We start from the raw sequence: 14,160 nt of genomic DNA on the forward strand, positions 1-14,160 counted from the left end.
ACAAGGAGAAAGAATGAGGATCTTAATCTGTGATGATGAACCTCTTGCTGTTGAACGATTGTCACGCTTGGTTACGCAATTGGGGCATCAAGTGGTTGCGACGGCTACTCATGGGCAGGATGCTTTAGATCTGGTCGAACAATATGAGCCAGATGTGGTCTTGCTCGATATTCAAATGCCAGAAATGGATGGCTTGTTTTGTGCAGAGCAAATCAGTCATTTTGACCCTATGCCTGCAATTGTCTTTTGTACGGCTTATGATGATCATGCACTGGAGGCCTTTAAATCTCAGGCTAAAGGTTATTTGCTCAAACCCATTTCTCAGCAAGATTTGCAGCAGGTTTTAGATCACTTAACCAAGTTAACTCAAGCTCAATTGAGCACAATAAAACAAAAAGAAGATATGGACGACGTGAAAATACAACGACATCAAATTACAGCCAAGACTTATCGTGGGGTAGAACTGATTCCGATTGAAAATATTTATTATTTTCTGGCAGATCAAAAATATGTCACGGTACGCCACAAAAATGGCAGTGTTCTCATCGATGAAACCTTAAAAGAACTTGAACAGGAATTTTCCGAGCGCTTTATTCGTATTCATCGTAATGCATTGGTTTCGGTTGATTATCTGGAAGGTCTTGAACTGGTCACTTCAGGTCAATATCAAGTCCGTTGTCGTGAGGTCAGTGAGCGTCTTTCTGTTAGCCGTCGCCACTTGCCCCAATTACGCGAACGTATGCAAAAACTCTAAAAAGACCGCAACTTTAAGCGCTTGTAGATTTGTTTAACTTAGATTTTACTTGCAATTTTAAAAGATCGGGTTAAGTTTAGAGTTTGTTTTTAACTGATCCAAGATTTATGCAGACCTTGAAAATTGCGACTCGACAAAGCCCGCTTGCTTTATGGCAAGCAGAACATATTCGTGCTCGATTACAGGAACTTTATCCTGACCTAAAGGTAGAGCTGGTCAAATTTGTGACACAAGGCGATAAAATCTTGGATACTCCGTTAGCAAAGATTGGTGGTAAAGGTTTATTTGTCAAAGAATTAGAAGCGGCATTACTCGATGGTCGTGCTGATCTGGCGGTTCACTCCATGAAAGATGTGCCAATGCATTTGCCTGAAGGTTTGTGCTTGCCTGTGATTTGTGAGCGCCAAGATCCTTTTGATGCTTTTGTATCCAATCACTTTGTTCATTTTGATGATTTACCTCAAGGTGCGCGAGTTGGTACATCAAGTTTGCGCCGTAAATGTCAAATTTTAAAACAACGTCCAGACTTAAACGTTATTGATTTACGTGGCAATGTCGGCACACGCTTGTCCAAACTGGATGAGGGTCAATATGATGCGATTATTCTGGCCAGTGCTGGACTGAAACGTTTAGGCTTAGAAAGTCGTATTCGTCATGCTCTTGCGGCTGAAATTAGCCTGCCAGCGGTGGGGCAAGGCGCATTGGGGCTGGAGTGCCGTACAAATGATCAGACTGTTCTGGACTTAATTCAACCTTTATTACATGAGCAAACTTGGCATTGTGTTCGGGCAGAACGTGCTTTTAATGCGTATTTAGAAGGGGGCTGCCAAGTCCCAATCGCAGGGTATGCGACTTTAGATGGGAATCAAATTTCGATTGAAGGTCGTGTAGGCAGTGTGGATGGACAAACTTTACTTTGCGCACAGCAATCGGATCATACTGAACACGCCGAGCAGTTAGGTATCCGTTTGGCGCAACAACTTTTGCAACAGGGTGCAGGAGAGTTGTTGAGTGCATTGCATTAATTGAGAGTACTTGGATTATATTGCCATGTTATTTATCAATACTCGTCCTAAAATTCGCGCTGAAAAACTCAATCAGTCTTTAACAACTGAAGGATATGAGGTCATTGATTATCCTTTGTTGGAGTTGATTGAATCTCCTTATTCGGATGAGTTATCTGGACTTTATCAACAGCTTACCAAGACGCAAGTGATTGTGGTGGTGAGTCCGACTGCGGCTGAAATTGGCTTGCGTTATTTACATCTTTCAGGCGTTGAAATTGAGCAGCTTAAGCATATTCAATGGGTTGCAGTTGGACAACGTACCGCAGATTATCTTGCGCAATCTCAAATTTATGCTGAAGTGCCTGCCATTGAAACATCAGAGGGCATGTTACAGCTTGAGATGTTTAGATCCAATACCGAGCTAAAACGAATCGCATTCTGGCGAGGTGAGGGCGGTCGTCAATTTATGATGCAACATTTGCAGGCACAAGGGGTTGAAGTCTTAAATTTTGTGTTATACAGCAGACGTTGCCCTGTGGAAGCGACGGAGCATCTTGCTCAGCTAACATCCAGAATATCCGCAGAGCAGCAAAAAGTATGGGTTTTAATCAGTAGTGAAGCAAGTTGGCTCAATTGGTTAGAATTACTCAAAGCCTTGCCATCACACTGTCATCAGTGTTGTTATATGGTATTGGGCGAACGTTTATTTCACATATTAAAGACATATCAACATCAGCGAAATGCGTATTATTCGGTTTGCCGTGTGGATGACTTAAAACCTGAAACCGTGTTAGCGCAATTAAAGCAAAATGAAGGACGTTTATGAGGAAATTTATTGGGTTGATCTTGATTTTGGCTTTGCTGTGGCTAGCGAAGTTAAGTTATGACTCGTATCTGCTTTCTCAGCGTTTTGATCTTCTTCAGCAAAATATCACTCAGATGGAACAAAATAATGCCAACCTGAATGATCATTTGGTTGCGTTACAACGTCAATTTACGAATCCTGCTGATCAGTCTTCTACTGCAAGTGAACCAGCGGCATCTGCCGCTATTCATACCGCCTTAAATCCAGTGATATTGGTTAAACAACAATTAGAACTCGTGCAGTTTGCTTTACAACAGCATCAATATATTTATGCAGTTGATAAACTCAACCAGCTTAATCAGTCCTTGGCCAGCTATACCCTTGCTCCTGCCTTAGAACGCAGCTTGCATGAAAGTATTACTAAAGATAAACAAGCCATTCAGCAATTTGTGATTTCCAAAAATCAGCAGCAACAAAGCTTTGATGATCTGATTCAGTTGATCGATCAAGATTTGCAAATGGCACAAGAAAATACCCATGTAGAACTGAAAAGACAGCAGCAACAGCATTTTTGGCAAGGTTGGTTTCAGTTGCAGCGTGTCGATCGCGCTCCCGCAGAATTGATTAATCGACGGATTATTTTAAAAGAAGTACAACTACGTTTGTTATTGGCTCGTCAGGCGATTAACGATGGACATTTAACTGAATATCAGCATGTGTTAAGCATGGCGATACAGCAATTGGCACAGCTTCCAGATCAATCTAGCCAAGATTTAAAACTTCGACTGGAAAAACTGAAACAACTTCCTGCGCTTCCTGTACCGAAACTCATTACACTCGAATTATTGGGCTAAGGAGCAACTATGCGCGTATTACTCCAGACTTATGCCGTAATCGCTTTGTGTGTATTGGCCTTACTCAGTGTGTTGAGTTATGGCTATGGGGCGGGTTATGTCTATATTTATTGGCGTGACTGGCAACTACAAACCAATGTCTGGATATTATTGTTGTTGATGGGCGCATTGAGTCTATTCGCGCAATTCATCTGGATGGCTGTCCGACGATATTTACATCGTGAACAGCGTAAACTGGAAACGGTTTTTAATTTTTCGCATTTGCACCCATATGAACAATTAGGGGTCATTTTGTTGTTGGAAGCAGCAAAAGATCAGCAAAGTTTTGTCAATCAGGTATTTGAAAAATCGGGTTTACTCAAGGGAATTGTTGAGGCCAAGCTGTTATTTCAAAATGGACAATATGATCAAGCTTTGCATGCGCTCAATGATACCTCGCCGATGGCATTTGAATTGGCTGAATTGCAACGAATAGAACTCCTTCTGGCGCAAGATGAAACTGAACAGGCTCTTACCCATTTGGAGTTTTTACAACAGCATCAATTATCTCCGTGGTTGAAACAGGTTGAACAAGCCTATCAACATCGTATTACTGCATTGTGGGGACAGTTGGCATTACAGCAGCCTTGGGTGTATTTGCGCTCGCACAAGTACGGACATTTAGATCCACAAAGTCGTGATCTGTGGTTACAACAACTTTTAACTCAGTTTGAACAGGCTTCTCTGGACGATTTGCAAGCACTTCAACAACGTTATCTGGACTTAGAGCAGGAAATTAAGACGCGGCCTTATAGCAGTAAGCTGTTATGGCTTAAATTACTTGCGCGTTTACCCGATATGAGCTTGCCACATGAAATGTTGGCCCTACATTTGTTAAATGAACAATTTGATCGCGATGTATTTTATTTATGGTTTCAGCAACAGTTGTTAAAGCAAAATCCAGATTATCAGGATATTGAAGCCAAAATAGATCAATTTGAACAGCGTTATTTGAGTATGCCTATACTGACCTTTGCAAAATGGCATGTCTATATGGCAACACAGCGGTCAACGGAAGCCGAAAGATTATTAGCGTTGTATCCAAATGATGTTCTGATGAGTTATTTGCGGGTCAAGTCGCAATTGAATGAAAGTCAGATTCAACAATTAAATTTAGTCTTTGAAAATGATGCTAATTTTCTACAGTTTAAAATATGAGTTAGATGATGAATGAACTTGCACAATACCCTGTAATTCACGAACAAGCGGTGGCATGGGGCGATATGGATGCCTTTGGTCATGTCAATAATGTTTTATATTATCGATATATTGAAAGTGCACGAATTCGTTATTTAGATGCTTTAAATATTTTTGATGAAAAGATATATACCGTGGTTGCATCAAATCAGTGCAAATATTTAAGTCCAGTATTTTATCCTGATACCTTGAAAATAGGTGCGCGAGTTGAGGAGATTCGTAATAGTGCATTTAGAATGAGTTATCTATTATGGAGTACAACGCTGGAAAAAGTAGTCGCAACGGGAGAGGCAGTCATGGTGGTGGTTGATCCTATCCAGCTTGCTAAACAAGCCATTCCAGAGCATGTAAAACAGAAAATCATCATGCTAGAGCAACAAGTAGGTCATCAACTGAATACTTAATCTGTTTTTAAGTTTTAAATGAGATAAAAATCAAGATGTAATGAGACTTCGATTATTAATGTCGAGCCAAGCGGATTTGATTCTTCGGAAAAAATTATATTGCTTGTTTAGGTTTTGTTGAAAAATCTAGAAATATGAAGGATATCCATAAGAGGCAATATCCTTTTTTATGGACATAGTACCTCAATTGTTTTAATAGATTTGAGCGAATGTGGTTGCCTACATAATCACCTACTGGATATCAGGGATTAAACAGAACAATATGTCTGCTCTTTCATCACAGGAAAAAACTAATTAAACTGAGGCAATAGAGTTTTAATTATGTTATTTATTAAACTACGCCTACTTTTTTAATCTTTACGTGTTTTAATTAAGCTTATACTTATAATGAAATTGCTAAGGTATCAAAAGAATATAATGGTATTTGTAGTGTGTTGTTTAAAATTTCGCGTTAATACTTGATTAAGGCACTTAAACTAAAATATGATTGGTTTGAATTTAATTTAAATAATTAATTTTAAGTTTTTTGTCTGAATCACATTTTGTATTTGTATATTGGAGTAGGTTTTTAATGAAACCAGATATTAGTGAACTTTCGGTTGATGAGTTAAAACGGTTGCAAGAAGAAGCTGAGGCATTAATTGCATCAAAAAAAGATCAGGCAATTGAAGATGCTTATAATCAAATTTTAGCAGTTGCTGAGGCAGTGGGCTTTACGGTTGAAGAATTACTTGAGTATGGTGAGCAAAAGCGTAAAAAAACTACGCGTAAAGCCGTTGAGCCGCGCTACCGTAATAAAAATAATCCAGAAGAAACTTGGACAGGTCGTGGTAAACAACCTCGCTGGCTTGTTGCTGAACTTGAAAAAGGTGCAAAACTTGAAGACTTCTTGATCTAGTTTTCATCTTTTTGTCACTCAATCAGTTTAAAGTGAGAAAAACCAAGCAAGAATGCTTGGTTTTTTTATAGAGTTGAATTGGCGATGTTGAAAAAGTATGCATAATGTCTAAAAGAGAAAAATCTCAACAGGGAAAGGCAGTTTGCATAAGTGGTAATGGCTGAATGAAAAAAAAATCGAAGCAAGTGACATGGTGGATATTTGCCGTTATTGCATTTTTAGTCTTTGTGGTTTTACAAATTCCTGCGAATTGGTTAATTTCAAAATTTTCTAAAAATAATCAAACCCTCAGCAATGTCAGTGGCAACATTTGGCAAGGGCAGGCTGATTGGCATCGTGGTAATTTACGTGGCTCTTTACACTGGAACACGCGCCCACTCGATTTAATGTTATTACGGGTCGCTGCCGATGTTGAAGTCCATAGCGGTAATACCCAGTTGAATGGTGTTTTGGGTTATGGTTTTGGTAAAAAAATTATTGTTCGTCAACTCAGTGGTCAGATTGCGCCAGAAACTTTAAAGTCGGTTGTAAACTGGCAATGGCCAGCCAATAGCATTCAACTTAGCGATGTAAAATTTAATTATCAAAAAGATCATGGATTTACTCAAAGCGAAGGACAATTACATTGGGGGGGCGGTGCGTTAACTTATACGTATGGGCAGCGTCAAGAGCGTATGGATATGCCATCATTACAAGGACAATTACAAGATGCAGATGGACGTTTACAAATTGATATTCGTGATCAACGCAATCAAAAAATGGCAAACCTCGCTTTTGATCAAAATCTCATGCTCGATGCTCAACTCACGCAACGATTACTGTTAAATGTGCCTTCGTATGAAGGTAAAGCTGGTTTGGATACTTTTGTTATTAGTACCCGTCAACCATTGTTCTCAGGTGGATTGTAATGAAAGCAATGTTTGAACGTATGCAACAGATGCCGTGGCACAAATTCGATAAATTATCGGCCTTAGTGCTCGTTCTTTTGATTTTATGGCTCTGCTGGAAATTGGCTTCGTTATTTTGGTGGGTGGTTGCGCCGCCACAAGCCATGCAGTTTGATCGTGTCGAACTCGGTTCTATGCAGGCACAGATTCCAAATATCACCAGTTTTTCATTATTCAGTGAGCCGACTGCAACGGCAACTAACAATAATCAGAGCTTTGAATTGCAAGGCGTGATGATTGGTTATCCAAATCGGTTTTCTTCTGCTGTGATTAAAGTGAATGATAAAGCCGAGCGTTATCGTGTGGGCGATATAATTGATAATAGTGCTTATCAGCTGTCGGAAGTGTATTGGGATCATGTGATTTTGCGTCAAAGCAATGGGGCTGTTCAGGAAGTTCGCTTCAAAGGACTCGAAAATGGGCTGTATCAACCCATTGTACCACCCACACAAACTACGCCCACGACAACGACAGCTCCCGCAGCTACGCAAGGGCCTAATGCCATGATTGGGCAAGCGATTCAACAAATGCAGCAAAATCGGGATCAATATTTGCAAAATATGGGGGTTAGTGCTGCCAATGGATCAGGCTATGAGGTGACCGATCATACCCCTTCAGCACTACGAAATACGTTAGGGTTAAGACCTGGGGATCGCATTCTTTCAGTCAATGGACAGGCAGTGGGTCAAGGACAAAATGACGTACAACTGCTAGAACAAGTGAAGCGCGAAGGACAGGTCAAAATAGAAATAAAGCGTGGTGATCAAGTGATGACCATACAACAAAGTTTTTAAGTGATGTTGATCATCATAACGAGTTAGGAAAAAGAGCAGGCTATGGCTTTATTGAATCATCGTCCACTTTGGACTTTACTGGCAGCCGCTCCAGTGATGGCAGCTATTAGTACAAGTGCCTTTGCACAAACATGGAAGATTAACTTACGCGATGCTGATTTAACTGCATTTATTAATGAAGTGGCGGATATTACAGGGAAAAACTTTGCGGTCGATCCGCGTGTTCGCGGTAACGTGACGGTTATTTCCAATAAGCCTTTAAATAAAAATGAAGTTTATGACCTATTTTTAGGGGTTTTAAACGTCAATGGCGTGGTCGCTGTTCCTTCTGGTAATACCGTGAAACTGGTTCCAGATAGCAATGTCAAAAACTCAGGTGTGCCTTATGATGCGCGCAATAATGCACGAGGCGATCAAGTGGTCACTCGCGTGATCTGGGTGGAAAATACCAACCCAAATGATCTGATCCCTGCATTACGCCCATTGATGCCGCAATTTGCCAATCTGGCTGCCGTGCCAGGAACCAATGCACTTATTGTTTCAGATCGCGCAGCCAATATTGCTCAGCTTGAAACCATTATTCGTAATCTGGATGGTACTGGGCAAAATGATGTCGAAGCGGTTGCCCTACAAAATAGTCAGGCAGAAGAAATCATAGGTCTGCTGGAATCGATGAGTTCAACGGGTGCATCAAAAGATCTCAATGGTTCTCGTGTGCGGATTATTGCGGATACTCGAACCAATCGAATTTTGGTCAAGGGAGATACAGGCAGTCGTAAACGTATTCGTAATTTGATTGAAACACTGGATGTCCCTTCGGCTGACCGTTTGGGTGGTCTAAAGGTTTTTCGTCTCAAATATGCCAGTGCCAAGAATCTCGCAGAAATTCTACAAGGCTTGGTGACAGGGCAATCGGTTTCAGGCTCGAACAGTACTGGTCGTAATAGTGCTGCTAGCTCAAGCTCGAATAACAATAATAATGCTATTAATGGCCTAATTAACAATCAGAATAATGGTTCGAGCTCAGGTAGTAGCTCGATTTCAACGCCATCGATTAACTTAAACAGTGGCTCAAGTTCCAACCAAAATCAAAACTCAATTACCAGTTTTAGCAATAACGGTGTCAGCATTATTGCAGACAGCTCGCAAAATGCATTGGTGGTCAAAGCAGAGCCACAGTTGATGCGCGAAATTGAATCCTCTATTCAACAACTGGATATTCGTCGTGAACAAGTATTGATTGAAGCTGCCATTATTGAAGTATCGGGTGATGATTCAGATCAATTGGGTATTCAATGGGCACTGGGTGATTTAAGTAGTGGGGTCGGGCTAATTAGCTTTGGCAATGTAGGCGCGAGTCTGGCTTCCATTGCGGCAGGTTATGCCAGTGGTGGTACAGCGGGCGCTGCTGCGGCCATTGCGGGTGGCACCAATAAAGGCAATGGAGCTACGATTGGGCTAGGGAATTTTGATTCGCGTAAAGCCTATGGTGCGCTCATTCAGGCACTTAAAACCAATACCAAGTCTAATCTGTTATCTACTCCGTCCATTGTTACCATGGACAATGAAGAAGCTTATATTGTGGTGGGGCAAAACGTTCCTTTTGTTACAGGTTCGGTAACAACGAACAGTACTGGTATTAATCCTTATACTACTGTTGAACGTAAGGATGTGGGGATCACGCTTAAAGTTGTACCGCATATTGGTGATAATGGCACGGTGCGTCTGGAAGTGGAACAGGAAGTGTCTGCGGTTCAGGATAAAGGTGAAGCGACTGATTTAATAACTAGTAAACGTGCGATCAAAACGTCGGTGTTGGCTGAACATGGGCAAACCGTGGTATTGGGTGGTTTGATATCAGATAACACCTTGCTTTCGCGTCAAGGCATTCCGGGTTTAAGCAGTATTCCTTATGTAGGTCGCTTATTCCGTTCGGATGCACGCAGTAATGAAAAGCGTAATTTGCTGGTATTTATTCATCCAACCATTGTGGGAGATGCGGATGATGTACGTCGTATTTCGCAGCAACGCTACAATCGACTTTATAGCCTTCAGTTAGCGATGGATAAGGAGGGTAATTTCGCCAAGCTTCCTGAGAATGTTGAAAATATTTATCAACCTTCAACTCCGCAAGTGCTTGCACAAGCGCAGAATCCAAATTATCAGCAAGTTCCATCTTCGGGGCAAAATCAGGTTATTGCCACGCCAGTTGCCGTTGAGCCTGCTGTGCAGCGACAATCTATTACTTTACCTGCAAAAGAGGTTGAACGAACTAAAAATACCGTGACCACCACTACAGTACGACCGGCATCTTAACAGGATCGGCACGAAATCGTATTTTGAGCATGTTATGATGTGATCAAATCAAAATTAGAGAGTTTAGTTATGACTTGGAAGTTACAGGCGATTACGGGTGAGTTTACGGGGCAGGAAATAAGTGTCGATCACGATTTACTGGTTGGACGTGGTCAGGATGCAGATCTGGTTTTACAAGCCGCTGAGGTTTCACGTAAACATGCAGCACTTCTGTTAAAAGATGATCAGCTTTGGGTGCAAGATTTAAACTCTTCAAATGGTACCTTTGTCAATGACTTGCGCATTGAGCAGGAAGTACAACTGCACGAAGGTGATATTGTTCAATTTGCAGGACTCAAATTTTCGGTTTTAGCACCAGCACAGCAAAATCAGGATTTGCCAGAAATTGAAGTAGAGCCTGTGGCAGAGACATCAGAACAACAAGTACTCAAAACCCCAGCGCAACAAATGAATGATGCAGGGATGCCTAGCCTGACTGAACGTGCCGCAGAAACATCCGTTAGTCGTGAAGGTATGCCGCAGTCGGTTGGTGTGCCGAAACCTGCACCGATTCCAGAAGGTGCAGAGGTTAAGACCCAAGTCGAACCTGCACCAAAGCCAATTGAGCAGCCTGTATCTCGAGTTGAGCAGGAAAAAGAGCAGCAAAAAAATGCATCTGTTGGGCTCATGACGGTGGTTGTGATTATTATTCTTGCAGTACTGGCTTGGCTATTTTTCAAATAAGCAGGCCTTGCCTTTGAGATTGAGGGCATGCATCGGCATGCCTTTATTTATTGAATATTTAAAAAATTGAAAGCAGGATATGTGATGTCATTGTTACAACTTGAACAGCGTAAACTCATTTTATTTGATCTGGATGGAACCCTAGTCGATACCGCCTCGGATATGTATCACTCTATGAATTTAAGTTTAGAGCAGCTCGGTTGGGCGGCGGTGACGGAAGTACAGGTTCGACAATGGGTGGGACAGGGTACAGGCAAACTCTGCGATGCCGTTTTACAGTTTTTATTTGGTCAAATTGAACCTGAGAAACATCAACAACTCTTAAAAAAATATTTGGAAGTTTATGAGCAGGAGTTGTGTGTTTATAGCCGTCTATTTGATGGTGTACAGACTTTTTTAGAAACGTGTAAAAATCGTCATATAGAGATGGCATGTGTCACCAATAAACCCGAGCATTTAGCCAAAGAGCTATTACAGAAATTACAGATCGATCATTATTTTCCTCTGGTCGTGGGCGGAGACAGCTTGGCATTACGTAAACCAGATCCGTTGCCGTTATTGCATAGTATGCAAGTCTTTAATACTACGCAGCCACAAACCTTAATGGTGGGGGATTCGAAAAATGATATCGAAGCGGCTCGACGTGCAGGTATCGATTGTATTGTAGTCAGCTATGGCTATAATCATGGAGAGAGTATTTACGATAGTGATCCGCAACAAGTGGTCGATCGTTTGGATCAATTATTGGTTTAAATCAAGTCTTTTATCAAAGAGTGAATAAGGAGTGTGGAATGAGTTTGGTTCAGGTTTTTCGATGGCGATAATCGCGTCTTTTATCAACATTATCGTGCTTAACTAGAAACCATTGAGAGAAATTCATGACAACACTTGCACAGTTTGAACAGTTAAAAGCGGCGGGCTATAACACTATTCCCGTTTATCGCCAGCGTTTGGCAGATACTGAAACCCCACTTTCTGTTTTTGCACGACTCAAAGATCATACCCAAGCGTATTTATTTGAATCGGTTGAGGGGGGCGAAAACTGGGCGCGTTACTCCATTATTGGTTTAGGTGAATCAACCGTTTTTTCCTGCAATGCAGGACAGCTCACTATTAAAAATGCACAAGGTCAAATCGAAACGCAGCAATGCGCTGACCCTTTTCAATATATTCGTGACTATCAAAGCCAGTTTAAAGTTCCTCCACATGCTTTGATTCCAGCATTACCGCAATTTACAGGTGGTCTGGTAGGATATTTTGGTTACGATGCGGTACGTTATATCGAACCACGGTTAAATAATGTGCCTGAAGCAGATCCAGTCGGTTTGCCTGATATTTGGATGATGTTATCTAAAACAGTCATTATTTTTGATAATTTAAAAGATACACTTTTCTTAATCGTTCATGCCGACACACAGGATGAAGAAGCTTACCAATCCGCGCAAAATCAACTGGATTCTTTAGAAAGATTATTGGCAACTCCTGTCAGTTTGCAAGCCAAAGCGCACACCGCACCCCATTTTGAATCTTTAACAGGTAAAGACAACTTTTTGGCCTCTGTTGAAACCGTCAAAGAATATATCCGAGCTGGGGATGTGATGCAGGTAGTACCGGGGCATCGCATGGTCTCAGATTTTGATGGTGATGCTTTACAGGTGTATCGTGCCTTACGTCATTTAAATCCATCGCCTTACTTGTTTTTGGTTCAGGGCAGAACATTGACCGATGATCAACCTTTTCATATTGTCGGGTCTTCACCTGAAATCTTGTCCAGACTTGAAGAGGGTATTGCGACTGTGCGCCCACTGGCAGGCACACGGCCTCGCGGTAAAACCAAAGAAGAAGATTTGGCTTTAGAGCAAGAACTATTGAACGATGAAAAAGAAATTGCTGAACATTTGATGCTGATTGACTTGGGTCGTAATGATGTTGGGCGTGTCTCTAAAATAGGCAAAGTTCAAGTGACTGACCGTATGGTGATCGAACGTTATTCACATGTGATGCATATTGTCTCGAATGTACAGGGTGAAGTACGTGATGACATAGATGCTTTGGATGTCTTCAAAGCCACTTTCCCTGCGGGAACCTTATCTGGCGCGCCAAAAATTCGTGCGATGGAAATTATTGACGAAGTAGAGCCAGTAAAGCGCGGAATTTTTGGTGGGGCAGTGGGTTATTTGGGTTGGCATGGTGAAATGGACATGTCGATTGCGATCCGTACCTGCGTTATTCGTCATAATAAAGTCTATGTACAGGCAGGAGCGGGGTTGGTTGCGGACTCAAATCCTGAGTCAGAATGGAATGAAACCCAAATAAAAGCTCGCGCAGTGATCAAAGCGGTTGAATTATCGTCAAACGGATTGATTTTATGAGTTTTTAGCGGTTTTTTTGAAAAAACCGCTTGCATCGTTTCTGAGTTTTGCTAAACTGCACACCGTTCCGATACGAAACGTACGAAACACTAAGAAACGCCGGCATAGCTCAGTTGGTAGAGCAACTGACTTGTAATCAGTAGGTCCACAGTTCGAATCCGTGTGCCGGCACCATTTTAAAGTGTAGCGTAAGTGAAGTAAAGAACTAACACTGAAAGTTAAGTGTGATATTGGTGAGATTCCCGAGCGGTCAAAGGGAACAGACTGTAACTCTGTCGCGTAAGCTTCGAAGGTTCGAATCCTTCTCTCACCACCATTAACTTCGATTGAAGTGGTAAATGTACCAACGCTGTGCGGGAGTAACTCAGTTGGTAGAGTGGCAGCCTTCCAAGCTGCATGTCGCGAGTTCGATCCTCGTCTCCCGCTCCATCGAAGGATTATCGCTCTTATAGCTCAGTGGTAGAGCACTCCCTTGGTAAGGGAGAGGTCTCGAGTTCAAATCTCGATAAGAGCTCCAGATACAGTTTGGTGAATGAAAATTCACAAAAATTTCAAAAGCAGGCTTATTAGTCTGCTTTTAAAGTATTGGGCGTCTGTTTTTTTAGACTAATGTCGATGTGCTGTGTAGCTTCGGTGCCTTTTGTAGCCTCTTGTAGCTTGCTTTCGACTTAAATGAGGATAATCATCATGGCTAAAGCCAAGTTTGAACGTAATAAACCACACGTAAACGTGGGCACAATTGGTCACGTTGACCATGGTAAAACAACTCTTACTGCTGCAATCGCAACCATCTGTGCGAAAACTTACGGCGGTGAAGCGAAAGATTACTCACAAATCGACTCAGCTCCTGAAGAAAAAGCACGTGGTATTACCATTAATACTTCACACGTAGAATACGATTCTCCAATTCGTCACTACGCGCACGTAGACTGCCCAGGTCACGCCGATTATGTTAAAAACATGATCACTGGTGCTGCTCAGATGGATGGTGCGATCCTTGTATGTGCTGCGACTGATGGTCCAATGCCACAAACTCGTGAACACATCCTT

At 41.8% G+C, this 14,160-nt stretch carries 14 protein-coding genes and 4 tRNA genes; all 18 read left to right on the top strand.

Annotation, left to right across the window (positions count from 1 at the left end; all coding sequences use genetic code 11):
* Positions 1-13 precede the first annotated feature (13 nt).
* The gene (locus J500_RS11915) at positions 14-754 is read left to right on the top strand and encodes a LytR/AlgR family response regulator transcription factor (RefSeq protein WP_004995320.1); all 741 of its coding nucleotides are present in this window, start codon (positions 14-16) and stop codon (positions 752-754) included.
* Positions 755-861: 107 nt separating this feature from the next.
* Positions 862-1,779 carry a hydroxymethylbilane synthase gene (gene hemC, locus J500_RS11920; protein ID WP_004995319.1) on the top strand — a complete coding sequence of 306 codons (918 nt, stop codon included), beginning with the start codon at positions 862-864 and terminating at the stop codon, positions 1,777-1,779.
* Between the two features lie 25 nt (positions 1,780-1,804).
* Positions 1,805-2,587, top strand: a complete 783-nt coding sequence (locus J500_RS11925) for a uroporphyrinogen-III synthase (RefSeq protein ID WP_004995318.1) — start codon at positions 1,805-1,807, stop codon at positions 2,585-2,587.
* On the top strand, positions 2,584-3,420 hold the full coding sequence (locus J500_RS11930; RefSeq protein WP_004995307.1) for a hypothetical protein: 837 nt from the start codon (positions 2,584-2,586) through the stop codon (positions 3,418-3,420). Before J500_RS11925 ends, J500_RS11930 begins: the two co-directional genes overlap by 4 nt.
* A 9-nt stretch (positions 3,421-3,429) precedes the next feature.
* On the top strand, positions 3,430-4,617 hold the full coding sequence (locus tag J500_RS11935) for a hypothetical protein (protein WP_004995306.1): 1,188 nt from the start codon (positions 3,430-3,432) through the stop codon (positions 4,615-4,617).
* An 8-nt stretch (positions 4,618-4,625) separates the two neighbouring features.
* Entirely contained in the window at positions 4,626-5,060 is a 435-nt protein-coding gene (locus tag J500_RS11940) for an acyl-CoA thioesterase (protein ID WP_004995305.1), read from the top strand.
* A 571-nt stretch (positions 5,061-5,631) separates the two neighbouring features.
* A complete protein-coding gene (locus tag J500_RS11945) occupies positions 5,632-5,958 on the top strand; it encodes an H-NS family nucleoid-associated regulatory protein (protein ID WP_004995304.1) in 327 nt (108 codons plus the stop codon).
* Positions 5,959-6,122: 164 nt separating this feature from the next.
* Entirely contained in the window at positions 6,123-6,866 is a 744-nt protein-coding gene (gspN, locus tag J500_RS11950; protein ID WP_004995302.1) for a type II secretion system protein N, read from the top strand.
* Entirely contained in the window at positions 6,866-7,699 is an 834-nt protein-coding gene (locus J500_RS11955) for a type II secretion system protein N (protein WP_004995300.1), read from the top strand. The genes gspN and J500_RS11955 overlap by 1 nt, the downstream gene beginning before the upstream one ends.
* Before the next feature lie 42 nt (positions 7,700-7,741).
* Positions 7,742-10,015, top strand: coding sequence for a type II secretion system secretin GspD (gspD, locus tag J500_RS11960; protein ID WP_004995297.1), 2,274 nt, complete (start codon positions 7,742-7,744; stop codon positions 10,013-10,015).
* 69 nt (positions 10,016-10,084) lie between these two features.
* Entirely contained in the window at positions 10,085-10,738 is a 654-nt protein-coding gene (locus tag J500_RS11965) for an FHA domain-containing protein (RefSeq protein ID WP_004995296.1), read from the top strand.
* A gap of 84 nt (positions 10,739-10,822) precedes the next feature.
* Positions 10,823-11,491: a phosphoglycolate phosphatase gene (locus J500_RS11970; protein ID WP_004995294.1), complete on the top strand. Its 669-nt coding sequence runs from the start codon at positions 10,823-10,825 to the stop codon at positions 11,489-11,491.
* Positions 11,492-11,616: 125 nt separating this feature from the next.
* Positions 11,617-13,110 (top strand): anthranilate synthase component I, encoded by a 1,494-nt coding sequence (gene trpE / locus J500_RS11975; RefSeq protein ID WP_004995292.1) that lies wholly within the window; start codon positions 11,617-11,619, stop codon positions 13,108-13,110.
* A gap of 98 nt (positions 13,111-13,208) precedes the next feature.
* Positions 13,209-13,284: transfer RNA gene (locus J500_RS11980), tRNA-Thr, on the top strand.
* Positions 13,285-13,342: 58 nt separating this feature from the next.
* A tRNA-Tyr gene (locus J500_RS11985) sits at positions 13,343-13,426 on the top strand.
* A gap of 37 nt (positions 13,427-13,463) precedes the next feature.
* Positions 13,464-13,539: transfer RNA gene (locus tag J500_RS11990), tRNA-Gly, on the top strand.
* Between the two features lie 13 nt (positions 13,540-13,552).
* A tRNA-Thr gene (locus tag J500_RS11995) sits at positions 13,553-13,627 on the top strand.
* A 170-nt stretch (positions 13,628-13,797) separates the two neighbouring features.
* On the top strand, positions 13,798-14,160 hold a 363-nt coding region (locus J500_RS12000), incomplete at its 3' end, for a GTP-binding protein (protein WP_034699796.1).

This window comes from Acinetobacter sp. 479375 (assembly GCF_000581715.1).
Lineage (GTDB): Bacteria > Pseudomonadota > Gammaproteobacteria > Pseudomonadales > Moraxellaceae > Acinetobacter > Acinetobacter ursingii.

Excerpts from the sequence above, each read along its gene's own strand:
- J500_RS11955 (WP_004995300.1), top strand. The coding sequence starts at position 6,866 with ATGAAAGCAATGTTTGAACGTATGCAACAGATGCCGTGGCACAAATTC.
- trpE (WP_004995292.1), top strand. The coding sequence starts at position 11,617 with ATGACAACACTTGCACAGTTTGAACAGTTAAAAGCGGCGGGCTATAAC.
- J500_RS11970 (WP_004995294.1), top strand. The coding sequence starts at position 10,823 with ATGTCATTGTTACAACTTGAACAGCGTAAACTCATTTTATTTGATCTG.
- J500_RS11925 (WP_004995318.1), top strand. The coding sequence starts at position 1,805 with ATGTTATTTATCAATACTCGTCCTAAAATTCGCGCTGAAAAACTCAAT.
- J500_RS11935 (WP_004995306.1), top strand. The coding sequence starts at position 3,430 with ATGCGCGTATTACTCCAGACTTATGCCGTAATCGCTTTGTGTGTATTG.
- J500_RS11915 (WP_004995320.1), top strand. The coding sequence starts at position 14 with ATGAGGATCTTAATCTGTGATGATGAACCTCTTGCTGTTGAACGATTG.
- gspN (WP_004995302.1), top strand. The coding sequence starts at position 6,123 with ATGAAAAAAAAATCGAAGCAAGTGACATGGTGGATATTTGCCGTTATT.
- J500_RS11945 (WP_004995304.1), top strand. The coding sequence starts at position 5,632 with ATGAAACCAGATATTAGTGAACTTTCGGTTGATGAGTTAAAACGGTTG.
- gspD (WP_004995297.1), top strand. The coding sequence starts at position 7,742 with ATGGCTTTATTGAATCATCGTCCACTTTGGACTTTACTGGCAGCCGCT.
- J500_RS11930 (WP_004995307.1), top strand. The coding sequence starts at position 2,584 with ATGAGGAAATTTATTGGGTTGATCTTGATTTTGGCTTTGCTGTGGCTA.
- J500_RS11965 (WP_004995296.1), top strand. The coding sequence starts at position 10,085 with ATGACTTGGAAGTTACAGGCGATTACGGGTGAGTTTACGGGGCAGGAA.
- hemC (WP_004995319.1), top strand. The coding sequence starts at position 862 with ATGCAGACCTTGAAAATTGCGACTCGACAAAGCCCGCTTGCTTTATGG.
- J500_RS11940 (WP_004995305.1), top strand. The coding sequence starts at position 4,626 with ATGAATGAACTTGCACAATACCCTGTAATTCACGAACAAGCGGTGGCA.